Here is a 26644-nt window from a genome sequence, read left to right on the forward strand (position 1 = left end):
TTGGAGCTGATTGCGGATATTTTGCTGGTCACCGGTGCGTTGGGCGCGGGTCTTTATTGTTTTGTGCTGTCGCGCCGCCTCAGGCGGTTCACCGATCTTGAAAAAGGCGTCGGTGGCGCGGTGGCCGTGTTGTCGACCCAGGCGGAAGAGCTGAAGAAATCCCTGGACAGCGCGCGAAATGCCTCGGATCAATCGGGGGATCAGCTGAAGGCGCTGACGCAAAGGGCTGAGACCGTGGCTCAGCACCTAGAGCTGATGATGGCATCTCTGCATGATGTCATACCCGAAGAAGAAACTGCTGCCCCGGAAACGGCAAAGCCTGTCCAAGACGATCCCCAGCCTGAAGAGGAACAGGGCACCAAGCACGAGAAAGCAGCGGAACCGGCCGAAACTGGTGCGCGTGAAGAGCAACCCAAGGCGCCAGAGGGCCTGATGTTCTTCCGCCATGACCGCAAGCAAAACGGGGCGCAGGCATGAGCCTTGCGCGCAACGCCAAACACGATACACGCCCGCGCGGCGGTGTGCTTGCTGTCATCTCATTGCTGATGATCGGCTCGGCAGCCATTCGCGTTGGCTTGGAGGCAGGACCCGCGCTCGCCAAACCGGCGACACCCGAAGTCGTGGAAAACAAGCCTGCCGCATCCGAAACACGCGATGTTCAGGTTGTGCTGGCAGAGCTTTTGCGCCGGGAGGAACGCGTCAAACAGCGAGAGGCTGAATTGCGCGATCAGGAAAAAGCACTGGAGATCGCAACCCAGGCCGTTGAAACGCGTCTGACGGCCCTGAAGGAAGCAGAAGATGCCCTGCGTGCCACGTTGGCGGTTGCGGACAAGGCGGCAGAGAACGATCTGGCGCGCCTGACGGATGTTTACCAGAACATGAAACCCAAGGACGCAGCCGCGTTGTTTGAAACTATGGACCCGACCTTTGCCGCAGGGTTCCTGTCCCGCATGCCGGTGGACGCAGCGGCTGGCGTACTGGCGGGCCTGAGCCCCGAAGCGGCCTATACGATCAGCGTTGTCATGGCCGGACGCAACGCCTCTGCCCCACAGGAGTAGTCGCCCGTGTTGCCCGGTAACGCACAGAACTCATCTGGAGATCTCAAATGATTGGAATTGTTGGAATTGTTGTCATCTTCGTAATGGTCTTCGGCGGCTATCTCGCGGCAGGTGGCAAGATGACCATCATCATGAAATCTCTTCCCTTCGAAATGATGATGATCGGTGGCGCCGCCGTAGGAGCCTTTCTGATCAGCAATGACATGGGCGGCGTGAAACATACGATCAAAGACATGGCCAAGGTTTTCAAGGGCCCGAAATGGAAGCCCGAAGACTATCGTGACCTTCTGTGCCTTCTGTTTTCGTTGATCCGCATTGCCCGCGCCAACCCTGTTGAGGTCGAGCAGCATATAGAAGACCCCGAAAACTCCAGCTTGTTTTCCGCATACCCCAAGATCCAATCAGACAAGGAGGCCGTCGACCTGATTTGTGACACCATGCGGTCGGCGGCGATGAATTATGACGATCCGCATCAGGTTGAAGAGGTTCTGGAGAAGCGCATGGAGGCGAATTTTCATCACGCCATGCACTCAAGCCATGCGCTTCAAACAGTAGCAGACGGCCTGCCCGCGCTGGGGATCGTTGCTGCGGTTCTGGGCGTGATCAAGACGATGGGATCAATCGATCAGCCGCCCGAAGTGCTGGGGAAGCTGATTGGGGGTGCCCTGGTAGGCACGTTCCTGGGCGTTTTTCTGGCCTATGGTCTGGTCGGCCCCTTCGCAGGCAAACTGAAAGCCGTGGTTGAAGAAGACAACCACTTTTATCAGCTGATCAAGGAAGTACTGGTGGCCAACCTGCACAACCACAATGCCGCCATGTGCATTGAAGTCGGACGCCAGAACACCCCAACCCATAACCGCCCGGGCTTTTCCGAGCTGGAAGACGCATTGAAAGAGCTCAAGCAGGCTGCGGCATGAAGCGCATCGGGTTTCTGATTGCTGTTTTGGTCACGGCTGCATCTGCCGTGACCGCACAGGACGTGGTGGTGCGATCCGGTGAGCATGACGGATTCACACGTCTGGTTTTCGACGTGCCACCGGATACCCGCTGGATGCTGGCGCAACGGAAGAACGGCGCCAGCCTTACCATTGCCCTGGACGATGTCACATTCAAAACCAGCTCGGTTTTTGGGCGTTTGACCACGAACCGCCTGGCCTCATTGTCGCAGGAAAACCCCGGCAGCGCTTTGGAACTGGAGTTCGGGTGCGACTGCGTGGCGTCGGCGTTTCTGTACAGAAACTCGATGATCGTACTGGACATCGCGCCAGGGGAATTGTTGCCGCCGCTTCTTGAGAATGTACCGCCACCCTTGATCGGAAAAACGGCCGAAGGCAAACCGCCATCGGTTGAGACAGGGTTGCATCTTCCGCTCCTCACCATGACTGAGCAGGGGATAAAAGACCAGCTGTCCACTCGTCTTCTGCAAGGGACCGATCGTAAGTTGCTGGACTTGAAGCTTGCTCCGGTCGGGCCTCGCAATACCGCCCCGTCCGGCACAAGCGCTGTGCCACCCCAATTGAGTTCGAACGTACGTCTGACCACGGTTCTGGACGATTTGCAGAATGTTTTGAACGCAGAACTGCAACCAATCGACCACAGACCGGCCTGCATCTCGACTGCTGAGCTGAATTTTGCGTCCTGGTCAGGGGACACGCCTTTTCCGGACCAGGTATCAGCTCTCCGCTCTGGGCTGTACAAAGAGTTTGACAAACTTGACGGCGAAAAGGCCATGAACCTGGCCAAGCTCTACGCCTCTTTCGGTTTCGGAGCCGAAGCGTTGAGTGTCTTGAGGCTGTTGGAGAAGCCGCCAAAGGGCTTCGAACCCGTTGCGGCAATTGCGCGGGTTGTAGAAAACCGGCCGCCGCTGCCCAGGAATCCATTCAACGACCTGCAACGATGTGACAGCGATGCGGCGCTTTGGGCTGTGTTGTCCGATGGGGAACTGGCACCTGACGCAAACGTGGAAGCAATCGAAAACGCGTATTCAAGACTGCCGGATCATCTTCGCCGCCAGCTGGGGCCGCGGTTATCAGAAATACTGGTGAGCGCACAACAACTGGAGGCTGCCCGCAGAATCCTTCGGTCGGTTGACCGGATTGAACCGGAAACGACATCCCGTGTCGCTCAGGCCAAAGCCAGCGTTGCCAAGGCGGAAGGGGACAGTGACCGTGAAGAAGAGTTGTTGACCGAGGTTATAACCTCTACCGACGCCGCCGCTGAATCTCCGCTGGCTTTGGCGCGCCTGGTGGAAAAACGTTGGTCTGAACGCAAAGCTGTTTCTTTTCAGGAGCTTGATCTGGCGGCATCTTATGCGGTCGAGTTCAGACGATCGGAGCTGGGCGCGATGATGAACCGCACCTATGCGATCGCTCTGAGCCTGAGCCAGGAATTCGACCGCGCATTTGACGTGATCGAAGCGCAGCCACCCGGACCCGATAGTGACGGCGCGATCAATCGGCATCTGCAATTGCTTGCCGAGAGATCGGACGACGCAACCTTTCTACGCCAGACGATGGAGGTAATGCAGCCAGACATGACGGAAGTGCTGACAACCGATACTGTAATTGCATTGGCAAGCCGTCTTGCTGATCTGGGCTTTGCTCAGCAGACATTCGCGCTGGCGAACAGACCGGAAGATCAGTCTCGGCGCTCGGATCGGGCTCGGTTGCGGGCTCGGGCCGCTTTGCTGTCGGAGCGCCCTCATCAAGCCCTGCTGGAACTGGCTGATGACAATTCCGCAGAGGCGATCGCCTTGCGCGCGCAGGCGATGGTTTCAACAGAAGATTTTGCAGCCGCCGGCGAAATGCTCCGAGATCTCGAACAAAACGAAGCGGCAAACCGGTACTTCTGGCTGGCCGGAGTATCGGATAAAAGGTTGGAACCTGCGGGCGGGAAATACGCGGCATTGAACCAAACGACCCAAGCCTTGTCTGACCTGCCGGAACGGTTGGCGGAAAAACCGCTGGCGGATGCGCAAAACCTGTTGAAGGACAGCCAGTCGGCCCGTCAGCGGATCGATGAAATGTTGAACGCAGTTGGGGTAAAGTGACGTATATCGCGGCTGTTCCGGCCGCACCCGGCAAAGTGGACGCCGGTCCCGGTATACCCTGCGATGCGTTTCAACCGCTGGCAACCCGGCGCCGTTGCTTCAAAGCCGGTCCAATCAGAACGCCCGATCAGGCGGGGATGCAAAAAAGCTCCAACTTCTTTCAAGGATGTTGTGTTCCAGACATGACACAGAAGAACAGGCCGCCGAACTTCAGGCCGCGTTCCTCAACCACAAAGGTCACGACGGCTGACCGCCTGTGAAGCAACCGGTGCCGTGGCATTGACGACAGATGCGTGAAAACGAGACGCCACATCCGAAGGACGGCGGTAAAAGTTCCACGCCTTCAATGAGTTCCGTGGTCAGAGAATTCGCGGACGTGTCTCCTCATCAAACCTGGCCAACCGGTTTGGGATGGCAACGTCTTTGGACACAAATTCTGCAAGCCCGCCTTTTCCGACACGCTGACAGGCATCGGTATTGCCAGTGCAGTATTGCACGCCACTGGCTGGCGTTTTCTCTGCTCCCGGTGCCGGGCACCGGGAGCAGAGACGTCAAAAACAGCGGACAACCGTCCTTGCTTCAGTACGGAGCCTCAACATCATTCATCGAGACATAGACGGTTTTCATTTCCGAGAAGTGATTGATCGCCAGTTTCGAGTTCTCGCGCCCGACACCGGACATCTTCGATCCACCAAACGGCGCTTCAACCGGGGCAAGGTTGTAGGTGTTGATATAGCAAGTGCCAGCTTCGAATCCGGCCACGATTCGATGCGCCCTGGTCAGATCATTCGTGAAGACACCTGCGGCCAGACCGAACTCGGTGTCATTGGCGCGGGCCATCACCTCTTCTTCGGTCTCGAAATCCAGCACCGACATGACGGGGCCAAAGATTTCCTCGCGCGCGATGGTCATGTTGTCCGTGACGTCAGCAAAAACCGTGGGTTGCACAAAATAGCCGTCTCTTTCGATCCGTTCACCGCCATAAACCAGTCTTGCGCCTTCGGCTTTGCCCTTTTCGATATAGCCCAGGGTGATGTTCATCTGGTTCTCGCTGACCATCGGGCCAAAGCTGACGTCCTCGTCCATTGGATCGCCGATTTTCGCGTGATCCAGACGTTCTGACAGACGTTTCAGGAATGCCTCTTTGATACCTTTCTGAACGAAGACGCGGGTGCCATTGGAACAAACCTGGCCCGAAGAGTAGAAATTGCCCAGGATCGCACCTGAAACAGCATTTTCGATGTCGGCATCGTCAAAGACGATCATCGGGGATTTGCCGCCAAGTTCCATGGTCACATGCTTCATGCCATCCGCAGCAGCAGCATAGACCTTGCGGCCCGTCGGCACAGAACCTGTCAAAGAGACCTTGGCCACGCGCGGATCAGAGACCAGCGAAGCACCGACATCACCGTATCCCTGGATCACGTTGTAGACACCCTTGGGCGCTCCGGCCTCGACAAGAATTTCGGCCACTTTCAATGCCGAAAGGGGCGTGGTTTCCGAAGGTTTGAATACCATCGTGTTGCCGCAGGCCAGTGCAGGTGCACCTTTCCAGCAGGCGATCTGCGTGGGGTAATTCCAGGCGCCGATCCCGACGCACACGCCCAGCGCCTCGCGGATGGTATAGACGAAATCCCCCCCGCCCAGCGGAATATGCTCGCCAGTCAGAGAGGCTGCCAATCCACCAAAATACTCCAGCGCATCGGCCCCCGAGGTGGCATCGGCAACTGTGGTTTCCTGAAACGGCTTGCCGGTATCATGGGTTTCCAGAACGGACAGGTCGTAGTTGCGTTCGCGCATGATATCAGAGGCGCGGCGCAGGATGCGGCCACGTTCCGTCCCGGACAGGGCCGCCCATGCTGCCTGAGCGTTTTTTGCGCTGTTTAGAGCCTTTTCCACGATCGCCGGCGTCGCTGAATGCAACCGTGCAATCACTTCGCCTGTAGCGGGATAGATCACTTCGATGGCCGCGCCGTTTGTATCTTCGACATATTCGCCATCAATGAAATGGCTGGCCCGGGGCTGAAACTTCATACCGTGTCCTTTTCTTTCGCACCCGTCAGGACGGGACAAATGGTCAGTCGAAAATCGGCCTATCGGTTATTGATTGACCAGTCAATAAAATCATCAAAGGGGCGGTTTCACGCCTGTCAAACCCCGCAAACCTTGAAATTTTTGGTTAATGTTCTATTTATGTTCTACATAGTCAGAGGACAAACCGATGACCCAGCAAACACGCCCCACAGCCCTGAACGGGCCGAACAACGACTATCACCTGCTTCCGGTCACCGATCGGCAGATGCGGTATGCGCGTGCGATTGCCGAGAAGTCAGCCCTTGAGATTCCGGTTGAGGCACAGCGTGACCGGCGGCTTTTGTCTGACTGGATTTCAGCCCACAAACCACGCGGGACCTCGCAGTTCGACAATTACCCGACGGGAAAACAAGTCGCGTTTGCCGAGCGGATTTCACGCAGCAAGCGCCGCCCGATCCCATCCGAGTGTTTCCGCGACAAGAAAATGATGTCGCGCTGGATCGATCACAACAAATAGTCCCGAATTAGGGTCTATCCGGATTGTGGTTGCGGGCATAAAGCGAAACTGCTGCGGCAACAAACATACCCAGTAGGATATAGCCTGTTACGGCCTCGGACACGGCGAGCCCACGGCACAGACCGGTCGGGGACATGTCGCCATATCCGACTGTGGTAAAGGTGACATAGGAAAAATACAGGATATCCCCCGGACCCTGCGCACCAATGACACAGTGGTCGTTATACCCAAAGGCCCCGTAAACTGCGGCGAACAGGAATGGAACAACCTGTATGAACGAAACACCCATCAGAAACAAAAGCCTGCGGGGCGATTTCACCTGTGTCATGTAATACCAGGACTGTGACACCAGCCAGATCAACAGCCCGATTGAGGCGACTGTGCCAATCGTATCGCCCGCAGCCGCCTCGCTCAGGCGGGACAGGCCATACCAAGCCAGGAAGCTAGCAAGGACCAGCCCCAGTGCCGCAATCAGGGTCGATTTCCATTCGTCCAATGTCGTGGGTTTGCGGTGCATGAACGCCCCTTCAATCCGGTCTTCGGGCAATCATCCGACCTAAAGGCATCGCCCGCAACCCGAATTCAATCCTGCCGCAAATGCGCCTCACCCCGTTCCCGCGCCAGCAGGATCTGCTTTTGCCGCTCGCGAAAGCGCATTTTGTCAGCATCGGACGTCTCATCGATGCATTGATGGCATGAAACGCCATGCTCGTATTCCGGGCGCTTCATATCCTCGGGCAGGATTGGACGCCGGCAGCCATGACAAAGCTTGTGCGGCCCTTCAACAAGACCGTGGCCAACCGAAACGCGATTGTCGAACACAAAGCATTCACCCTGCCAGGAACTGTCTTCAGCAGGGATTTCCTCAAGATACCGCAGGATACCGCCTTTGAGGTGATAGACATCCTCGACCCCCTGCCCCAACAGGTAGTTGGTGGATTTCTCGCAACGGATGCCGCCCGTGCAGAACATGGCGACCCGCTTGTTGTGAAAGCGGTCCTTGTTCTGTTCCCACCATGCAGGGAAATCGCGGAAACTGGCCGTTTCAGGGTCTATTGCCCCTTCAAACGTCCCGATTGCCACTTCGTAATCGTTTCGCGTGTCGATCAAAACCACATCGTCAGAGTGGATCAGGTCATTCCACTCCTGCGGGTCGACATAGTTGCCGACGCGGGCGCGCGGGTCCACGTCGGGCTGGCCCATGGTCACGATCTCTTTCTTCAACCGCACCTTCATCTTGCCGAAAGGCGGGTGGTCCGAGGTCGCTTCTTTCCACTCCAGATCAGCGCAACCGGGCAAGGATCGGACATGTGACAGCACGGCGTCAATTCCGGCCCGCGGGCCGGCGATCGTGCCGTTGATCCCTTCCTGGGCAAGCAGCAGCGTACCTGTGACAGACTGCGCGCGGCACAGGTCCAGCAAGGGGTTGCGCAACGCGGCCGGGTCCGCGAAACGTGTAAAGTGATAGAGGGCAGCGATTGTGTACATACGCGCGATCTACCTTTGCAGACCCAGAGTCGCAAGGGATTGCATTGACGCCCCGCGCGCCGCCGCCTACCGATAGAGCGGTAAAAGGAGGCCGCCATGACCCATGCCCTGCTCGTGATCGATGTCCAGAACGACTTCTGCCCAGGCGGGGCACTGGCCGTGGTAGAAGGGGACGAGATCGTCGCACAGATAAACGCCATGATGGATGAATTCGATGCCGTGATCCTGACTCAGGACTGGCATCCAGCGGGGCATTCTTCTTTTGCCAGTTCCCACGATGGCAAAAACCCGTTCGACCTGGTCGACATGCCCTATGGCCCACAGGTTCTGTGGCCCGACCACTGCGTGCAGGGCACGCGCGGCGCCGGGTTTCATCCCGAATTGCGCACGGATGGCGACCTGATCCTTCGCAAGGGGTTCCGCAGTGCCATCGACAGCTATTCCGCATTCTTCGAGAATGACCACCAGACACCGACAGGCCTGAAAGGCTATTTGGATACACGCGGCATCGACCGTTTGACCCTTGTGGGATTGGCCACCGATTACTGCGTGCGTTATTCTGCGGTAGATGCCGCCAGGTTGGGTTTCGACGTCACGGTTCGCATGGGTGCCTGTCGCGCGATTGACATGGACGGTTCGCTGGCAGCCGCCGAACAGGCGATGCGGGATGCCGGCGTCCTATTGACCTAAGGTGTGGCGCCTGCAGCGGCCAGAAGCTTGATCATCACGAACAGAACAACCGCCAGACCCAGCGCGAACCCAATGCGCCCTGGTATCGTGCGACGTTCCGGGTTGGTCTGGTTTGACGGAGGTGGCGGAACGCGCATCGGTCGGCTGCGTACGATCCCAGCCATGGGTTGCGCGGTTCGCACGTAGTGCAAGAAATCCCAAAGGTTGAAATCGCCGCAATATTCACCCTGAATTCCACGCGTCCTGATGTTGTCAAACAGCGACCGCAGAATTCGCACCCGATCCGCATGATCCTCGGCCGGAAAAACACCCGGCACGATGCCGCTGTTGCGCGACTCGAGGCTGAACCCGGCATCCATGAAAATCTTGCGGATTTTCGGCGATGTTCCACGCAACGCGTCCGCGGCTCTGATATCGCGGAACACCGCACATACCTGGCGTTCCGTATCAGAGGCAGACCCCAGCTTTTCAGGGTCCAGATCTTCCAGCGCTACGTTAACAATATCAAAATCGTACTCGATACCCATTCACAAACTCAGTTTCGACTTTCCATCCCCTCTTCTCACTAACCGGTAAAAACAATGCACAATATGCCGGTATTGTGACGTCAAACTGGCATTGTCACCAAATCAGTGACTCTTGCTATTTCCAGAGTCGATTGATCTAACTACGGAAATCGCAGGAGTTCCCCATGGTCGACATCGCGACCCGCGTCTACAATCACAAATGGAAGATTGACCCGATTGTACGGTCTTTGATCGATACTGATTTCTACAAACTGCTGATGTGCCAGTCAGTGTTTCGAAACAAGCCTCAAACAGATGTCGTTTTTTCGTTGATCAACCGGTCGAATCACGTACCTCTGGCGCGTTTGATCGATGAGGGAGAGCTGCGGGAACAGCTGGATCACATCCGCTCTCTCAGCCTCAGCCGTGGGGAAAGCACCTGGCTGCGCGGCAACATGTTCTACGGAAAACGGCAGATGTTCCGCTCGGACTTCATGGAGTGGTTCGAGAATTTGCGCCTGCCGCCCTATCACCTTGAACGCAAAGGTGACCAATTTGAACTGACCTTTGAAGGCAAGTGGCACGAGGTCATGCTGTGGGAAATTCCCGCGCTGGCGGTGTTGATGGAGCTGCGCTCGCGCGCGGTGCTTAACGATATGCGCCGGTTCGAATTGCAGGTGCTTTACGCCCGCGCGATGACCCGGGTTTGGGAAAAGATCGAAAAGTTGAGCTCGATAAACGGGCTTGGGATCGCGGATTTCGGCACCAGACGGCGGCATTCCTTCCTGTGGCAGGATTGGTGCGTGCAGGCGATGATCGAAGGGCTGGGCGCATCCTTTACCGGAACTTCGAACTGCCTGATCGCCATGCGACGCGAAGTCGAGGCCATCGGCACCAATGCGCATGAACTGCCCATGGTCTATTCCGCGCTGGCCGATACGGATGAAGCGTTGGCGCAGGCGCCTTATGACGTGCTCAGCGACTGGCATGACGAACATGACGGCAACCTGCGCATCATCCTGCCCGACACCTATGGCACCAAGGGGTTTCTGGACAATGCTCCTGACTGGTTGGCGGGATGGACCGGCATTCGCATCGACAGCGGAGACCCGGCAGCAGCGGCCGAGGTCGCAATAGACTGGTGGAACGCACGCGGCGAAGACCCGACAGGGAAACGGATCATCTTCTCTGATGGTCTGGATGTCGAGAAAATTCAGGAATTGCATGCCCAGTTCGCGGGCCGCGCCAATATTTCCTTCGGTTGGGGAACCTTGCTGACCAACGATTTTCGCGGACTCGTCCCCAATGACGCGCTGGCGCCGTTCTCATTGGTCTGCAAAGCGGTATCCGCCAATGGCCGCCCGACGGTCAAACTGTCGGACAACCCGGAAAAGGCTATGGGTCCGGAGGACCAGATCGAACGCTACAAGCGGGTGTTCGGCGTCGGAGCGCAAAAGGCGATCGAGGTGATCGTCTGAACCACGGCGGTGCATTCATCATTTATCGGCACCTCACCTGATGCTATTTTGGAAGGCATTCCCATTGAGCATTAAGGTTGAGATACAATGATTTTTGAACCAAAGAACTTCTACGATACCGGCGGATCCCGAGATGAGCTTTCACTTTTTTCCTACGCCGCATACCTGATATCCCGCGCGCAGTTTCTGCAAGCCGAAGGCGATGACAGCGACCTTTTCCTGTTGGGCCGCGATTTGGAAGAAACCGAAGATGCCGTTCTGTCCAAACAGCTTGTCATGCTCGGATTCCGGCCAATTGACGACCGCCAAATATCCGCCCACGAATACATGCGTTTCTTTGATGGCCCCGGCGATCCAAGGCCCGTTGACCTGCTTACTTCGCCAGAGCCTGAGGGGTATTACCAACATTTGTTCGAGGCGATCAAAGCAGCAGAAGAACAGCCGAACGTCGAACATATTGACGCTGCTTTGAAGCTTGGACTGGCGGCCCCTGATTCAATTGTTGCTCTTGCCGCACTGAGTTCGTGCCTCAAACTGTATTCGCCGGAATCTTTTCCGCCACGTCTTTGGCTTGGTGTGTTTACGGCGCGTTGGGCGCAGTTGGAGCCGCTCTCGCAAGATTTGCTTACTGTGTTGTCGTCCGCTCTGATTTCAGACCCGCCGGGTTCGAAGATTCCACCGGCGCCCGCGCAACAGAAAGCCGGTGCGCCGGGGTTGCTTCTGGTTCATGGCACACACTTCGAAGTCAATCCCGACCCCACATGGTACTATCCCCATGTCGGAGATCTGCACAATTACATCAGGCCGCATCGCAACGACATCTATTCAGGGCAAAACTACTATGAATGGGAGGGCCGGTGGTCCGACCGCGGCCGACATATTGCTGCCAAACACTTGAAAAACTGGATAGATCTTGAGGCTTATCACGGCTGCGATGTGGTTGCCCACAGCCACGGCTGCAATGTCGTCATGAAAGCCGCCGAGATGGGGGCACATTTCAACAAGGTCGTTTTCTTGAGCTGCCCGGTACACTGGCACAAGTACAACCTGAATTCAGGCCGGATCAATGTGCCGTATTCTGTTCGGGTCTGGTTTGACCTGGTGATCCTGGCAGATGGCGGAAGACAAAAGTTCCCCGCCAGTGCCAACGTTGCCGACGAGGTCGTCGGAGGTTGGTTCAGTGGGCATTCTGCCACGCGGACATCACAGATTTGGGGCAATCATACATTGGAAGCAAAGCTGATCTGAATTGCCTGGGAAATGTTATCCGTGAAACGCGGCAACTGTCTTCAACTGTGAAAAGCCGTACAAAGCCTCGAACCCTTTTTCGCGGCCATGGCCGGATTTTCCCACCCCGCCAAACGGCAGTTCAACACCACCGCCTGCACCGTAGTTGTTGATGAAAACCTGACCCGAGTGCAGCGCTTTCGCCAACCGCATCTGCCGCGCGCCATCCCGCGTCCAGACGCTGGCGACAAGGCCGTACTCTGTACTATTCGCTATGGTCAGGGCCTGTTCTTCGGTGTCGAACGGGATCAGAACCTGGACGGGGCCGAAAATTTCGTCCTGTGCCAACTGATGATCTGGCGGCACGTCTGCGAACAAAGTGGGCCGGACATAGGCTCCGGTCTCTGGCGCGTCTTCGACAATCTGTCCCTGCGCAGCGATCGTCAGGTCCGTGGCGGTTTTCAGAAAGCCCCTGACAATCTGTTTCTGCCGGTCCGAGATCAACGGCCCAACCCGCAGATCCCGCATCGCCGGGCCGACAGTCAGTTCTTCATAGGCCTGGGACATGCGCGATCTGACCTGCTCATAAACGCCCCGCTGCACCAGGATCCGGGACGAGGCCGAACAGGTCTGGCCCGCATTTTGGATCCCCGCATTCACCAGAAACGGCAGCGCCGCATCCAGATCGGCATCGTCAAAAACCAATTGCGGGGATTTCCCGCCCAGTTCCAGCGTCACGGGCACCACGTTGCGTCCCGCCGCCTGCTGCACAAGGGCCCCTGTGGCAACTGAACCGGTGAACGAGATGTGGTTTACACCCGAATGTCCGGACAGCGCCGCACCCGCCTCGGCCCCCAGACCGGGCACGACATTCAAAGCACCGGCCGGCAGCCCGGCCTGTTGCGCAAGATGGGCAAAGGCCAACGCGGTCAGACAGGCCTCTTCCGCAGGTTTCAGAACACAGGCGTTGCCCATGGCCAACGCCGCCCCGACCGAACGCCCGATAATCTGCATCGGATAGTTCCAGGGCACGATATGGCCCGTCACCCCATGCGGTTCGCGCAGGGTATAGACGGTGTAGCCATCGAGATAGGGAATGGTCTCGCCCATCACCTTGTCGGCCGCGCCGCCGTAGAACTCGCAATAGCGCGCCAGGGCGACCGCGTCTGCCCGGGCCTGTGTCAGCGGTTTGCCGACATCCATCGCCTCAAGCCGCGCTAGATCGTCCACCCGTTCCAGCACCAGTTGGCCCAGCCGGGTCAGGATGCGGCCGCGTTCCAACGCCGTCTTTCGCCCCCAATCACCATTCAACGCAGATCGGGCGGCTTGTACCGCCGCGTCGATTTCCGCCTCGGACCCTCGGGCGATCCGGCAGATCTCGGTCCCGTCCGAAGGGTTGATCAAGGGCAGGCTGTCGCCCGCAGCCGCCCGGATCCAGCGCCCGCCGATCAGGCACAAGGTGGGATCAAACCAAATCTTCTGGGTCATTTTGGGCCTCCAATCAGGATCTAACAAGGAACTTTATGCCGTCAGCGGCCTTATCTCGGGCAACCGGGGCGCAGCGGCAATCAGGGTTTGCGTATAGGGATGTTGCGGATTTTCGAACACCTGCTTGGTCTGACCCTGTTCGACGATCCGCCCGGACTGCATCACAAGCACACGGTCGGTGATCGTGCGGACAACGCTCAGGTCATGGCTGATGAACAGATAGGTCAGGTCATAGGCATCGCACAGTTCAGCGAGCAGATCGAGGATCTGTGCACGGACCGAAACGTCAAGCGCCGAAACCGCCTCGTCGAACAGGATCAGATCGGGCCGGATGATCAGGGCGCGTGCAATGGCGATCCGTTGTCGTTGCCCGCCCGAGAATTCGTGGATGTACTTGCCCGCGTCGTCGGGGCTGAGGCCGACGGCCGTCAATATTTCCGAGATCCGATCCTGTCGATCTGATCCGGTGGGCGGGGTGTCCAGCAAGTGGAAAGGCTCGGTGATCAGGCGCGCGACACGATGGCGGGGGTTGAAGCTGCCATATGGGTCCTGAAACACAACCTGCATCCTTCGACGTACGGCAAGGTTGGATTTGTGACCGGTGAATACCGGCTGACCACCCAACCGGATTTGACCGGACTGAACCTCCTCCAGGCCCAGAATTGCCCGTGTCAGGGTCGATTTTCCACATCCGGATTCCCCGACCAGCCCCAACCGCTCGCCTCGGTTGAGGCAGAAGCTGACACCATCCACCGCCCGGTGATGGCGCGGCGCGTCCAACAGGCCTTTTCGGGGCAATCGGTAGTCCCGGACAACCTGGGTTACCTCCAGCAACGTTTGCGGTTGTGCGGGTTCCGGCAAAGTGACCTGATGACCAGACGCCTCGAACAGCATTCGGGTATAAGGGTGTTGCATGTGACGCAGCAGGTGCTGTGTGGCCCCGCTTTCAACCACTTCTCCGTGGCGCATCACGATGATCTGGTCGGCCATATCAGAGACAACAGCCAGATCATGGGTGATCATCAGCAGCCCCATGTCGTATTCGCGCACCAGCCCCTTGAGCAGGTCGAGAATCTGCGCCTGTGTCGTGACGTCCAGCGCTGTCGTCGGCTCGTCCGCGATCAGCAGCCTGGGGCGCAGAGCGATGGCCATGGCAATGACCACGCGTTGCCGTTGCCCGCCGGACAGTTCGTGCGGATAGCGGGAAAGGGGGAACCGATCAGGTGGCAGGCCGACGCGGGTCAGCACCTCTTTGGCGCGTGTTCGGGCCTGGGTCGGGGGCATCGCCTTGTGGATCAGGATCGTCTCCATCACCTGATCACCGATGGTTTTCACCGGATTGAGCGCTGTCATCGGTTCCTGAAACACCATCCCCACGGACGCGCCGCGCAAGGCGCACAAATCGGGCTCTGACCGTGTCAACAGATCCTGACCGTCCAGCCAGATCGCACCTTCCGTGCTGGCCGCATGCGGCAGCAGTTGCATTACCGCCAATGCGGTCATCGATTTGCCCGAACCGCTTTCACCCGTCACCGCCACGATCTGGCCGGGGTCGATCGACAAGCTGACCTGTTTCAGAATCGGTATCCCGTGGATCGTCAGCGACAGGTTTTCAATCTGCAAGAAACTCATGCCCGCGCCACCCTGATCCGGGGATCCAGCCAGTCCCGCATTCCGTCGCCCAACACGTTCAGACCCAGCACCGTGACGATGATCGACAGACCCGGAATCAGAGCCAAATGCGGGGCAAAACTGACCATCGTCTGCGCGTCTGCCAGCATCCGGCCCCAGCTGGGCGTTGGAGGTTGAGCGCCCAGACCTACATATGACAGGCCCGCTTCGGCCAGAATGCCAAGGCTGAACTGGATGGTCCCCTGCACGATCAGCAGATTGGCCACGTTGGGCAGAATATGTTCAGCCGATATCCGCGCGGCCCCTTTGCCCGACACACGGGCGGCGAGGATGAACTCTCTCTCCCAAAGCGACAAAGCAGCCCCGCGGGTGATACGGGCAAAGACGGGGATGTTGAAAATACCGATCGCAACAATGGCGTTGATCGCTCCGGCGCCATAGACGGCCGTGATCAGGATGGCGATCACCAGCGAGGGGAAAGCGAAGACCAGATCATTGCCACGCATGATGACCTCATCCAGCCATGAGCCTTTGCGCGCGGCCGCTGCCAGGCCAAGAGGAACGCCGATTGCCATGCCGATGCCGACGGCCACCAACGCCACCGCAATCGACGTACGCGCACCGACCATGATCATCGAGAACATGTCGCGGCCGAAATGATCGGTCCCAAACCAATGCTGCCCGTTTGGTGGCTGCAATTTATTGGGAATGTCCAGCGCGGCATGGTCGTAAGGGGTCCAAATGAACGAGACCAACGCGGCCAGAACCACCAGCGACGACAACAAGGCCCCAACGATCAGGTTCCGGTTCATATCCTGCTCCTCAGTCGTGGGTCCACGGCCGCATAAGCAAGATCGACAAGGAAATTGACCGTTATCACGGCAAAGACCAGCAACATCACGACCGATTCCACGACGATGAGGTCTCGGGCAGAAATGGCCTGAAACACCAGCCGCCCGAGGCCCGGCAGATAGAACACCTGTTCAATTATGATCGATCCCGCCAGCAGGAAGGAAAACTGCAAGCCGATGATGGTCAGCACCGGAATCAGCGCATTTCGCACCCCATGCCGCCAAAGGGCCTGACGACGGGACAGGCCCTTGGCCCGAGCCGTGCGCATGAAATCCTCACCCAGAATGTCCAGCAAGGCCGACCGCATGACGCGCGCCAGAATCGCCGCCTGTGGCAAGGCAAGAGCCACGGCAGGCAGGGTCAGGGAATGCAGGCCGACCCACAGACCGTCGTTCCAACCGGCAAACCCGCCCGCATTGAACCAGCGCAGATTGATGGCGAAGATCAGCACAAGCATCATCGCGAACCAGAAGTTCGGGACTGCGATGCCAAGCTGCGTCGCCCCCATCACTGCAAGGTCCCCCGGTTTGCCCCGACGCGCAGCGGCATAAATTCCGGCGGGAAAGGCGATCAACGTGGACAGCGTCAGCGCATAAAGTGCCAGGGGCAACGATACCCACAGCCGGTCAGCGATCATCTGCGACACCGGTGTGCGATAGGTGTATGACGTGCCGAAATCGCCCACCAGCATGCCGCCAACCCAGTGGAAATAGCGCTGTATCCTGGACGCATCCAAACCCAGCTCGGCCCGCAACGCGGCCAGCGTGTCCTCCTGCGCGTTGACGCCCAGCATGAACGACGCCGGATCACCCGGGGCAACCTCGATCACGGCGAAGATGACCACCGAGGCGACGGCCAGGCTGACAAGCAAGGAAATCAGTCGTTTGAGGACGTAGCGGAGCATTGGCACCACGTTAGGGTCACATCAGGCACGGGTCCAGCGTCTAAGGCACCAGAAGGAAAGCGGAAACCGCATAGGCAACGATCGCGGCATAGCCCAGTGGATAGATCCACTTGATCGCATAATTGTCCAAAGTGCGCGCCGCCCCCTCCTTGCCGGACACTTTCAATCGTCGCAGCGCGACGTTGAACACGATCAGCGCCCCGGTCATCAGGAACATACACTGAAGGACAAAATCCAGAAAAGTCAGATAACCCAGCTTGGGCAGATCTGCGGATATTGCCCAGTTGAACGCGACGAAGACCAGCAGGTTGCCGCCCGCAATCTCGATCCTCCGGCGGTATTCATCCAGAAAAAACAGCGCCCAGCCGACCGAGATCAAGACAAGCATCGGCAGGAAAACCCGAATGACGTAATAGGTCAGATGTCGATTGCCCTCAAAAACAAGCGCGACCTGATCGCTTTCTTTGCCGGATAGACCCAAGACCCTGGATGTTTCCAACCGTGCATTGTTCAGAATCCATTCTTCTTCGCCCAACTGATCTCCGAGGCCCGAGAATTCGTTCAACGGATGGTAATTGACGTATTCAGAGGGAAAGACCGAAACGACCTCGAAATGAAACTCCTGCGTGTCGAACGGGTATTTTCGGAAATCGAAATGAGGCGCCTGGAGTGTAAGAGACGATTTTTCGACATACAGCACCCGTCCGTCGTAACGCAGGGATGCGGCGGATTCGTGGATCCACTTGTTGGACTGCTGATTGTGAATGACAAAAGCCGGCAGAACGGACCCGATACTTGCCGCGTGATTTGCAAGGTCGGGCGGGTTGAAGACCCGGACATCCCTCCCCAGTTCCTCGGGATCAAACGCCAGCGCCGGATCGGTCCATTCCACCCGCAAGACCACAACCGCGCCATAGTTTTCGGCCTTTTGATCAACACCGGTGATCTGGTCGATGCGAATTCCGATCCCAACATTCAACGGGTTCTCGGGCGTTCCGGGAAGGGCATCCATCCGACCCCCCAACACATTCTGCGCCGTGGCCGCGACAGAGGAACCGAGCACCAGAAAAAAACCTAAAACCAAGACGGGAATGGCACGGAGCAAGAACATACGTGAGAACACCCTGACACAATGGAAGGCCCAGGCCGCCCGGCGCGGCCCGGGCTGTAACATTACTCGGACCAGCTGATCTGAGTCAGATCGATTGCGGCGGTGGGCGCGTTCTCCCAAAGGCCCTGAACGCCGACTTTCGCAACGCCCAGTTTGGCCAACTGGAACAGGTAGCCATTGACATAGTCGCTTGCGATCAGGCGCTGCGCCTCACCCAGCAAACGGGTGCGTTCTTCGGGGTCGGTGGTGGTGTTCAGAGTGTCCATCAGCGCCTGAAAATCCGTGCTGTCATACTGAAAGTAATAATCAGGCCGCGCATAAATACCGATATCCATAGGCTCGGTATGGCTGACGATGGTCAGACCGAATTCCTTGCCCTTGAACACGGATTCCAGCCATTGGGCCCATTCCACATTGATGATCTCGGCCGTGATGCCAACCTCGGCCAGCTGCGCCGCTATGATTTCGCCCCCACGACGGGCGTAAGACGGCGGGGGCAAATGCAATGTGGTCTCGAACCCATTTTCGAATCCCGCCTCGGCCAGCAACTCTCTGGCTTTTTCGGGGTCGTAAGCGGATTGCGCGGTCAGATCGACGTAAGCCGGGTTGTGCGGCGCAAAGTGGGTTCCGATCGGCGTGCCATAGCCAAACATTGCGCCGTCGATGATCGCCTGCCGGTCAATGGCATGGGCCAATGCCTGACGAACAAGGATATCATCAAACGGAGGTTGCTTGTTGTTGGTGGACAGGATCGTCTCACCTTCGGTCGACCCCACAAGGACCTGAAAGCGCGGGTCGGCCTCGAACTGAGGCAGGTTTTCCGGCGCCGGGAAGTTGTCAAACACGTCGACATCCTCGGCCATCATGGCGGCAAAAGCGGCGGTCGGGTCCGAGATGAACTTGAACGTCGCAGTCTCTAATTCGGGCTGTTCGCCCCAGTAATCGGGGTTTCGGTTCAGCGTGATACTGTCGCCCTGCACCCAGTTTCCAAAGGTATAGGCACCGGTACCAACCGGGTTGGTCTTGATGTTGTCTATGCTTTCCGGCGCGACGATGACCGCATCCCCCCAGGCCAGGTTGAACAGGAAATTTCCGTTCGGTTCTGACAGGGTAACCTTCACGGTCAGCGGGTCGACGACCTCGACGGTTTCGATACCGGCAAACAGGGCCTTCTGCGCATTGGCGCTGTCTTCAGCGGTTGCGCGGTCAAGGCTGAATTTGACATCCTCGGCGTCCATGGTGGTGCCATCATGGAAGGTCACCCCGTCATGCAGGTTAAAGGTATAGACCGTCCCGTCTTCGGAAATCTCCCAGCTTTCCGCCAATCCGGGCACAACCGAGCCGTCGCCCATGAAACGTGTCAGGCCTTCGAAGATATTGGTGTAAACCACCGAGTCGATGGCTTGCGCCGCGGCGCTAGTCGGGTCCAGATGCGGAGGCTCAAGCTGCATCGCAATGGTGATGTCCGACTTGGCCAAAGCCTGCGTGGAAAGCAGGCTGGCCCCTACGGCCAGGGTCGATGCAAATGTCCGGAACAGGAATTTTGTCATGTGAACTCTCCCTACTGAAATGGGTTGTGCCCTTGTTTTCAGGGCCATTTTACTGACAGTCTTCCTGTAAACCTCAGGTCAATCAAGGGAATGTTCGCGCAACCGGGGTTTCTTCGGCCCCTCCCGATCTGCTATGCCGCACTGCAACATAATACTGCAGGAGCGATCCATGAGCGCCACCGCCCGCAAGAAAGCCCCGAACGCCGAGGACATTCGCGCCCGAAAAGGCGGCGAACCTCTGGTCTCTTTGACCGCCTATACCACGCCAATGGCGCGCCTGATGGACGCCCATTGCGATTTTGTGCTGGTCGGTGACAGCGTCGGCATGGTGCTGCACGGGCTGGAATCCACGCTGGGGGTCACGATGGAGATGATGATCCTGCATGGTCAGGCCGTATCACGCGGCCTGAAAAGTGCGATGATGGTCATCGACATGCCTTTCGGAAGCTATGAGGAAGGCCCGGCACAAGCCTTTCGTAACGCCGCACGCCTGATGGCGCACACAAATGCAGGCGCGGTCAAACTGGAATGCGGGGTCGAAATGGCTGAAACCATCCGCTTTCTGGTGAAACGAGGCATTCCGGTGATGGCTCATATCGGACTGACGCCGCAGTCGATCAATACCCTGGGCGGCTACAAGGTGCAGGGCCGGGACGAGCAGGCTGAAGCCGTCATGGCAGACGCCCGTGCCGTAACCGAGGCTGGTGCGTTCTCGGTCGTTCTGGAGAAAGTGCCCCAAGGTCTGGCGAACCAGATCACCGAAGAGATTGCGATCCCGACCATCGGCATCGGTGCATCTGCGGGCTGTGACGGGCAGATTTTGGTCGTGGACGACATGGTGGGCTTTTTCACCGCCTTCAAACCCAAATTCGTCAAACGCTATGCCGAGCTTGGTCCGTTGGCCGAAGCGGCCATTGCGGAATACGCGGCCGAAGTCCGCGCGCGGACCTTCCCGGCGGACGAACATGTCTTTGCCGATCAGGCTCCGGCCAAAGGACAAAAGACATGACCGCACCGATTCTGCGCTCTCTGGCCGAGCTGCGTGCCAAAACCACCACATGGCGCCGAAACGGTGAGGGGATCGGCGTGGTTCCGACCATGGGTGCGCTGCACGAGGGGCATTTGTCGCTGGCGCAGGCTGCGAAACAGGGCTGCGACCGGGTGATCGTGACGATTTTTGTGAATCCCAAGCAGTTCAACAATCCCGAAGACTTGGCAAATTACCCCCGCACCGAACATGAAGACGCCCAAAAGCTGGCCCCGTATGGCGTGGATGCGATCTATGTGCCGGACCCGCAGGAAATCTATCCGGAAGGTTTTTCGACGACGGTGTCGGTTGCCGGTCTGACCGACGTGATGGAAGGACCTTTCCGCCCCGGACATTTCGAAGGCGTTTCCACGGTGGTCGCCAAACTGTTCCTGCAAACACAGGCGGATCGAGCCTATTTCGGGGAAAAAGACTATCAACAGCTGCTGGTTGTCCGCCGGATGGCGCGCGATCTGAACATCCCAATCGAGGTGATCGGCTGCCCGACTGTCCGAGAACCTTCGGGCCTGGCGATGTCGTCGCGCAACCTTCTTCTTTCTCCCCAAGGATTGGAGATCGCAGAGCAAATGAACAGCGTCATGCGGCAGGTGGCGGACGATCTGGCCAAGGGCGCAGACTTTGCCGTGCTGGCGCAGGATGCCAAGGAAACCCTGCTGAAGGTCGGGTTCACCGAAGTCGAGTATATCGACCTCCGCTGTGCCGAGACGCTGGAAAGCCTGTCCAACGCAAGTCAACCCGCCCGCCTGTTCGTCACAGCCTGGGCCGACGGTGTCCGCCTGATCGACAATATTCCTGTCAATCCGGCCTGATTTCTGCACTGGCCCCTTCGCCATTGTTTGCGCTAAAGTCCGGCAAAACGATACCGGGGGAGAGCGGAAATGACCCATATTCTGGCAATCGATCAAGGCACCACATCCTCGCGCGCCATTCTGTTTGACGCGCAGATGCGGCCTGTTGGCACCGCCCAGCAGGAGTTTCCTCAGCACTTTCCGCAGGAAGGCTGGGTTGAACACGACCCCGAGGATATCTGGTCCAGCGTTCTGCACGTGTGCCGTGAGGTGATGGAAACCACCGGTGTTTCAGCGGATCAGATTGCCGGTATCGGAATCACCAACCAGCGCGAAACGACGGTCGTCTGGGACAAACAGACCGGCAAGGCCATCCACAATGCCATCGTCTGGCAAGACCGCCGCACCGCCGATATCTGCGCGCGCTACAAACAGGCCGGGTGCGAGGATGACGTCACAGCTCAGACCGGTCTGCTGCTAGATCCTTATTTCTCGGGCACCAAGGTCAAATGGCTGCTGGATACCGTTTCCGGTGCACGCGAGCGCGCAGAAGCCGGAGACCTGCTGTTCGGCACGATCGACAGTTTCCTGATCTGGCGGCTGACCGAAGGCCGTGTCCATGCAACCGATGCCACCAACGCTGCCCGTACTCTGCTGTTCGATATTCACTCGGGCACGTGGAGCGCCGAGATTTGCGACCTGCTGGATGTGCCCCTGAACCTTTTGCCCGAAGTGAAGGATTGCGCCGCGGATTTCGGAACCACCACTTTGCTCGGGGGCGACATTCCCATTCTGGGCGTTGCAGGCGACCAGCAAGCCGCCACCATCGGGCAGGCCTGTTTCCAGCCCGGTATGATGAAATCAACCTATGGCACGGGCTGCTTTGCACTGCTGAACACTGGCGCGCAGCCGGTTCAGTCGAATAACCGCCTGCTGACGACGATCGCGTATCAACTGGACGGCCGGCGAACTTATGCGCTGGAGGGTTCGATCTTTATCGCGGGGGCCGCAGTGCAATGGTTGCGCGACGCGTTGCAGATCATTGATGCGGCGCCACAAAGCGGCGAACTGGCGGCTCAGGCCGATCCGAACCAGCATGTGGTGCTTGTGCCCGCCTTCACCGGCCTCGGGGCGCCTTATTGGAAACCTGACTGTCGCGGAGCGCTGTTCGGGCTGACGCGCAATTCCGGCCGGGCCGAGATTGCCCGCGCCACGCTGGAAAGCATCGCCTTCCAGACCCGCGACCTGTGGCATGCCATGCAGGGCGACTGGGGCGCCGATGCCGATGTCATCCTGCGCGTCGATGGCGGGATGGCCGCGTCTGACTGGACCATGCAAGGCCTGTCGAACTGTCTTGGCGCGCCTGTGGACCGCCCTGTCATGCAAGAGACGACAGCCCTGGGCGCCGCATGGCTGGCAGGCATGAAAGCCGGAATTTATCCGGATCAGGCCGGGTTTGCGGAAACTTGGGCGCTGGATCGCCGGTTCGAACCAACGCAGGAACAAGCCGAACGCGATGCGGCTTATGAGCGTTGGCAACGCGCGGTACAGGCAGCGATGGCGTTCTAGCTGTGGTCTTTCAACAAACGCTGTTTCTGCCGTGACCAATCCCGCTTGGCCTGGGTTTCGCGCTTGTCATGGGTTTTCTTACCCTTGGCGATGCCGATCTTGATCTTGGCCAACCCCTTGTGGTTGAAATACAAAACCAGCGGCACCAGCGTCATGCCCTTGCGCTGGGTTGCATTCCACAAATCGGACATCTGTTTGCGGGACACCAACAGCTTGCGACGGCGGCGTTCTTCGTGCTTGAACACTTTGGCCTGCTCGTATGGCGCAATATAGCTGTTGACCAGCCACAGCTCGCCATCATCGACGGTGGCATAGCTTTCCGCGATGTTGGAGCCACCCGCGCGCAGGGATTTGACCTCGGATCCTTGCAGAACGATACCGCATTCGATGTCGTCCTCGATGGCATAATCGAAGCGGGCGCGCCGGTTTTCGGCGATCACTTTGTAATTCGGGTCTGTCTTCTGCTTGGCCATGACGCGTTGATTTAGGCGGCTTGCGCCGCCCTTGCAAGGCACGGATTTCCAGCCGCGGTCATGATTTGGCAGAAATGATCAGATCCGGGCCAAAAATCGTGTCCGCGTGGTTGTGAAGATATATCTTCAACCAGGGCGTAAACCGATCCGGGTGACGTTTCACTTCGGCCAACAGATCGTGATAGTCGATCCAACGGATATCCATGACTTCATCCGGGTTGGGCGCGATTTTCAGCGAGCCGCGGACATGGGCCAGAAAGACGTCGACAACCTCGTTTTCCACCATGCTGTTGCCCACATCGGCGTGATATTCCAGCCGGTGTCGGTATTCTGGATACAGGCCCGTGATCCCCAGCTCTTCACGCAGGCGGCGCACGGCACAGGTGGACGAGCTTTCGTCCCAATCGGGATGCGTGCAGCAGGTGTTCGCCCAAAGGCCGGGCGTGTGGTACTTGCCCAATGCGCGACGCTGTAACAGGATCTCGGTCCCCCGTACGACAAAAACCGACACAGCCTTGTGCTTGAGCCCCTTCTCGTGAACTTCAAGCTTGTCTACAGGGGTCAACTCACCATCGACCCAAGCTGGGATCATGATACCCATCTGTCCTCTCCTGCTGCCAATCCGCCTGACGAGCCCTGATTTTGATTATTGCTGTTGCCGGATCGGCTTGGCTTTGCGGCGTTGCTTGGCAATCCGCCGTCTGACTTTAAAGTGCGGCTGTTCCACATTGTTATCAATCGCACCAAAGGCCGCAGGGGCTGCGGCCTTTGGTCCTTGTGCAGTAGTGCACAGTATCAGGTGTTATTCACCCGACACGCTTGCGATATAGGCATAGACGTCTTCGGCGCCCTTTTTCAGCTTGAAGGTCATTTTCGATTTGGCGGATGTATCATCCAGATAGGATTTCAAAAATGCCTTGGGGTCCTGAGCATACTCGACAAAAGTAGTTTCGTCCCAAACCAGGCCCTTCTCACCGGCGGCAACGATGCTGTCTCCGTATTTGAAACCCTCAACGGTACCAGCGGTGCGGCCCGCGATTCCATAGAGGTTGGGGCCGGTCTTGCCACCTTTGACGATCACTTCGCCTGCCGGGTCGGCGATCATGTGGCAGGACTTGCATTTGTTGAAGGTTTTCTTGCCCGCCTCAGCGTCACCTTCAGCATAAGCAGGAAGGGCCAGAAGGCCGACGATTGCGGTAGCGAGGATGCGATTCATAGCTTTTGCTCCGATAGAAATTGGCTGCACCGAATGGACCGTCGGCGCAAAAAAGAGTCAACGCGCAGATTGCCGCGCGCGCTTAATGTGCCACTGCGACAAATAGGATGTCCTTAACTTTTGTCATGTACCTCGGACCAGCAAGGCAACAGATCGCCTGCGGCCGGAGTCGCCAGATACACGGCGCGCGCAATAGCTCGCGCCAGGCACAGCGAGGCCGCATGCCCGATGACACCTGGTTCGGTGTCGGTGGCGACACTCCGCGCGCCCGTGCTGACCCCGAATACCAGATCACCATCCCCCGGCGTGTGGGCGGGTACAATGGCGCGGGCAATACCGTCATGGGCGGCAACGGCCAGTCTCTGACATTGCGGTTTGGTCAGGGCCGCATCCGTCGCAACGATGGCAATCGTGGTATTGGCCTTGTCCGGGTTCGCGGACTGCATCACCTGCGCTTTGCGACTGACCGTTGGTTGGCCAAGTCCGGCATTGGGATCAGGCCCCAACCCACCGAACTCGCCGTCCACTTCAAAGGGGGCTGCCCAGAAATGCCTGTCACCCGGCGTGGTGACACTGCCCAGCGGATTGACCGCAACCAATGCGCCAACGGTAACACCACTGTCCAAAACAACCGAGGCCGAACCCAACCCGCCTTTGTGCATCGCGGTCAAAGCCCCGGTTCCTGCACCTGCTGTTCCGAGTTCGAACCGGTCCGACGCGGATTCGAACGCCGCACGGCCCAAGGCGCGATAGGGATTCTCGTACCACGCCTTGTGGCCGCCATTCAGCAGGTCGAACAGGATTGCCCCGGGCACGATCGGCACCACGGCGGAACCCACCTTGAACCCGCGGCCCAGGGCATGCAGCGCATCCATGACGCCCGAACAGGCATCCAGCCCGAAGGCCGACCCGCCCGAAAGCACGATCGCATCCACCTTTTCAACGGTCTTGTCGGCGGCCAGCAAATCTGTCTCGCGCGTGCCGGGAGCGCCACCCATCACATGCACCGAGGCGCGGAGTGGTTGCGCGCCGGTCAGGACGGTGACGCCTGATTTCAAAGTTGCGTTCTGTGCGTTGCCGACCTTCAGGCCGGGGACATCCGTGATCAGGTTTCTGGGTCCGGGGATCATGCAAGCCTCGGCGGTTGAGCGGGAAAGCGCGCTGGCGCGCGCTGCCTCCGGCGGGGATATTTTTGGCCAGATGAAGAGCGGGTCAGATGCATCGGCCTCCGTCCACCTCGAGCGCGGCGCCGGTGATCATGCTGGCCTCGTCCGAACACAGGAAACAGGCGGCATTGGCCATATCTTCGGGGGTTGAGAAGCGGCCCAACGGGATGGTCGACAGGAATTTTGCACGGATTTCGGGCGTATCCTCGCCCATGAAGGATTTCAATAGCGGCGTTTCCCCGGCAACCGGGCAGATCGCGTTCACCCGCACGCCGGACGGGGCGAGCTCGACCGCCATCGTTTTGGTTGCGGTGATCATCCAGCCCTTGGAAGCGTTGTACCAGTTCAGGTTCGGGCGCGGTGACAGGCCCGCGGTTGAAGCAACATTCAGTATTGAACCCGCCCCGCACGCCTTCATGGGTGGAACCAATGCGCGGGCGGTCAGATAGACGGATTTCATGTTCACGTTGAAAACACGGTCGAAATCCGCTTCGCTTACCTCCTCCAGCGGCGCCGGCAAGTGGGTCACACCGGCGTTGTTCACAAGGATGTCCAGATGGCCGAAGGTTGAGAAAGCCGCATCCGCCATCTTTTGAACCGAAGCGCCCTCGCCTACATCGACCTGCTGGGCAACCGCCTCGGACCCAAGCCGGGTTGCGAGTTCATGCGCAGCATCGCCATTGATGTCAGCGATCATGACACGCGCGCCTTCGGCCAGGAACTTCCTTACGATCCCCGCACCAAACCCGGATGCACCGCCAGTGACGATTGCGGTTTTTCCCTCCAGCCTCATGGTGTTA

Annotated in this window: 26 protein-coding genes; 11 read left to right on the forward strand and 15 right to left on the reverse strand. The window is 58.3% G+C overall.

From position 1 onward, the window contains the following. The 4 genes from FIU92_RS15260 to FIU92_RS15275 are packed head-to-tail and all read left to right on the forward strand — an operon-like array spanning position 1 to position 4107. Positions 1–477 (forward strand): hypothetical protein, encoded by a 477-nt coding sequence (locus tag FIU92_RS15260; protein ID WP_152459427.1) that lies wholly within the window; start codon positions 1–3, stop codon positions 475–477. Next, entirely contained in the window at positions 474–1058 is a 585-nt protein-coding gene (locus tag FIU92_RS15265; protein WP_152459428.1) for a MotE family protein, read from the forward strand. The genes FIU92_RS15260 and FIU92_RS15265 overlap by 4 nt, the downstream gene beginning before the upstream one ends. Before the next feature lie 47 nt (positions 1059–1105). Continuing rightward, complete coding sequence (gene motA, locus FIU92_RS15270) at positions 1106–1975, forward strand: flagellar motor stator protein MotA (RefSeq protein WP_152459429.1); 870 nt, start codon at positions 1106–1108, stop codon at positions 1973–1975. After that, a complete protein-coding gene (locus tag FIU92_RS15275) occupies positions 1972–4107 on the forward strand; it encodes a hypothetical protein (RefSeq protein ID WP_152459430.1) in 2136 nt (711 codons plus the stop codon). The genes motA and FIU92_RS15275 overlap by 4 nt, the downstream gene beginning before the upstream one ends. A 579-nt stretch (positions 4108–4686) precedes the next feature. Here FIU92_RS15275 and betB read toward each other — a convergent pair. Then, on the reverse strand, positions 4687–6141 hold the full coding sequence (gene betB, locus FIU92_RS15280; RefSeq protein WP_152459431.1) for a betaine-aldehyde dehydrogenase: 1455 nt from the start codon (positions 6139–6141) through the stop codon (positions 4687–4689). A gap of 187 nt (positions 6142–6328) precedes the next feature. On the opposite strand from betB, the gene FIU92_RS15285 reads away from it, so the two are divergent. Further along, positions 6329–6658, forward strand: coding sequence for a hypothetical protein (locus FIU92_RS15285; RefSeq protein ID WP_152459432.1), 330 nt, complete (start codon positions 6329–6331; stop codon positions 6656–6658). Between the two features lie 7 nt (positions 6659–6665). Here FIU92_RS15285 and FIU92_RS15290 read toward each other — a convergent pair whose 3' ends face one another. Beyond that, positions 6666–7175, reverse strand: coding sequence for a potassium channel family protein (locus FIU92_RS15290; protein ID WP_152459433.1), 510 nt, complete (start codon positions 7173–7175; stop codon positions 6666–6668). A gap of 65 nt (positions 7176–7240) precedes the next feature. Then, positions 7241–8146 carry a rhodanese-related sulfurtransferase gene (locus tag FIU92_RS15295; RefSeq protein WP_152459434.1) on the reverse strand — a complete coding sequence of 302 codons (906 nt, stop codon included), beginning with the start codon at positions 8144–8146 and terminating at the stop codon, positions 7241–7243. 96 nt (positions 8147–8242) lie between these two features. Between FIU92_RS15295 and pncA the strand changes: the two genes are divergently transcribed. After that, positions 8243–8836, forward strand: a complete 594-nt coding sequence (gene pncA / locus FIU92_RS15300) for a bifunctional nicotinamidase/pyrazinamidase (RefSeq protein ID WP_152459435.1) — start codon at positions 8243–8245, stop codon at positions 8834–8836. Here the strand turns inward: pncA and FIU92_RS15305 are convergent. Next, on the reverse strand, positions 8833–9363 hold the full coding sequence (locus FIU92_RS15305) for a hypothetical protein (RefSeq protein WP_152459436.1): 531 nt from the start codon (positions 9361–9363) through the stop codon (positions 8833–8835). The two genes, pncA and FIU92_RS15305, sit on opposite strands and share 4 nt — an antisense overlap. Positions 9364–9527: 164 nt before the next feature. On the opposite strand from FIU92_RS15305, the gene pncB reads away from it, so the two are divergent. After that, positions 9528–10820 carry a nicotinate phosphoribosyltransferase gene (gene pncB / locus FIU92_RS15310; protein WP_152459437.1) on the forward strand — a complete coding sequence of 431 codons (1293 nt, stop codon included), beginning with the start codon at positions 9528–9530 and terminating at the stop codon, positions 10818–10820. Between the two features lie 87 nt (positions 10821–10907). Further along, positions 10908–12068 carry a hypothetical protein gene (locus FIU92_RS15315; RefSeq protein ID WP_152459438.1) on the forward strand — a complete coding sequence of 387 codons (1161 nt, stop codon included), beginning with the start codon at positions 10908–10910 and terminating at the stop codon, positions 12066–12068. 15 nt (positions 12069–12083) lie between these two features. Here FIU92_RS15315 and FIU92_RS15320 read toward each other — a convergent pair whose 3' ends face one another. The 6 genes from FIU92_RS15320 to FIU92_RS15345 all read right to left on the reverse strand — a co-directional run bounded on the left by FIU92_RS15320 (position 12084) and on the right by FIU92_RS15345 (position 19584). Further along, a complete protein-coding gene (locus tag FIU92_RS15320) occupies positions 12084–13535 on the reverse strand; it encodes an aldehyde dehydrogenase family protein (RefSeq protein ID WP_152459439.1) in 1452 nt (483 codons plus the stop codon). Positions 13536–13568: 33 nt separating this feature from the next. Beyond that, complete coding sequence (locus FIU92_RS15325) at positions 13569–15167, reverse strand: ABC transporter ATP-binding protein (RefSeq protein WP_152459440.1); 1599 nt, start codon at positions 15165–15167, stop codon at positions 13569–13571. Next, complete coding sequence (locus FIU92_RS15330; RefSeq protein ID WP_152459441.1) at positions 15164–15979, reverse strand: ABC transporter permease; 816 nt, start codon at positions 15977–15979, stop codon at positions 15164–15166. Before FIU92_RS15330 ends, FIU92_RS15325 begins: the two co-directional genes overlap by 4 nt. Beyond that, on the reverse strand, positions 15976–16923 hold the full coding sequence (locus tag FIU92_RS15335; protein ID WP_152459442.1) for an ABC transporter permease: 948 nt from the start codon (positions 16921–16923) through the stop codon (positions 15976–15978). The genes FIU92_RS15330 and FIU92_RS15335 overlap by 4 nt, the downstream gene beginning before the upstream one ends. A 40-nt stretch (positions 16924–16963) precedes the next feature. Then, a complete protein-coding gene (locus FIU92_RS15340; RefSeq protein WP_254705319.1) occupies positions 16964–17935 on the reverse strand; it encodes a hypothetical protein in 972 nt (323 codons plus the stop codon). A gap of 161 nt (positions 17936–18096) precedes the next feature. Further along, positions 18097–19584, reverse strand: coding sequence for an ABC transporter substrate-binding protein (locus tag FIU92_RS15345; RefSeq protein WP_152459443.1), 1488 nt, complete (start codon positions 19582–19584; stop codon positions 18097–18099). A gap of 169 nt (positions 19585–19753) precedes the next feature. On the opposite strand from FIU92_RS15345, the gene panB reads away from it, so the two are divergent. The 3 genes from panB to glpK all read left to right on the forward strand — a co-directional run bounded on the left by panB (position 19754) and on the right by glpK (position 22989). Then, positions 19754–20593 (forward strand): 3-methyl-2-oxobutanoate hydroxymethyltransferase, encoded by an 840-nt coding sequence (gene panB, locus FIU92_RS15350; protein ID WP_152459444.1) that lies wholly within the window; start codon positions 19754–19756, stop codon positions 20591–20593. Then, entirely contained in the window at positions 20590–21441 is an 852-nt protein-coding gene (gene panC, locus FIU92_RS15355) for a pantoate--beta-alanine ligase (RefSeq protein ID WP_152459445.1), read from the forward strand. Before panB ends, panC begins: the two co-directional genes overlap by 4 nt. Positions 21442–21510: 69 nt before the next feature. Next, on the forward strand, positions 21511–22989 hold the full coding sequence (gene glpK, locus FIU92_RS15360) for a glycerol kinase GlpK (RefSeq protein ID WP_152459446.1): 1479 nt from the start codon (positions 21511–21513) through the stop codon (positions 22987–22989). Here the strand turns inward: glpK and smpB are convergent. From smpB to FIU92_RS15385, 5 genes are all read right to left on the reverse strand, one after another. Then, positions 22986–23462 (reverse strand): SsrA-binding protein SmpB, encoded by a 477-nt coding sequence (gene smpB / locus FIU92_RS15365; RefSeq protein ID WP_152459447.1) that lies wholly within the window; start codon positions 23460–23462, stop codon positions 22986–22988. The genes glpK and smpB overlap by 4 nt on opposite strands. Positions 23463–23520: 58 nt before the next feature. Further along, complete coding sequence (gene idi, locus FIU92_RS15370) at positions 23521–24063, reverse strand: isopentenyl-diphosphate Delta-isomerase (protein WP_152459448.1); 543 nt, start codon at positions 24061–24063, stop codon at positions 23521–23523. 201 nt (positions 24064–24264) lie between these two features. After that, the gene (locus FIU92_RS15375) at positions 24265–24678 is read right to left on the reverse strand and encodes a cytochrome c family protein (protein WP_152459449.1); all 414 of its coding nucleotides are present in this window, start codon (positions 24676–24678) and stop codon (positions 24265–24267) included. A gap of 113 nt (positions 24679–24791) precedes the next feature. Further along, positions 24792–25808 carry a P1 family peptidase gene (locus FIU92_RS15380; RefSeq protein WP_152459450.1) on the reverse strand — a complete coding sequence of 339 codons (1017 nt, stop codon included), beginning with the start codon at positions 25806–25808 and terminating at the stop codon, positions 24792–24794. An 82-nt stretch (positions 25809–25890) separates the two neighbouring features. Beyond that, positions 25891–26637, reverse strand: coding sequence for an SDR family oxidoreductase (locus FIU92_RS15385; protein WP_152459451.1), 747 nt, complete (start codon positions 26635–26637; stop codon positions 25891–25893). Positions 26638–26644 lie beyond the last annotated feature (7 nt).

The sequence above is a fragment of the Ruegeria sp. THAF33 genome (assembly GCF_009363615.1).
Classification (GTDB): Bacteria; Pseudomonadota; Alphaproteobacteria; order Rhodobacterales; family Rhodobacteraceae; genus Ruegeria.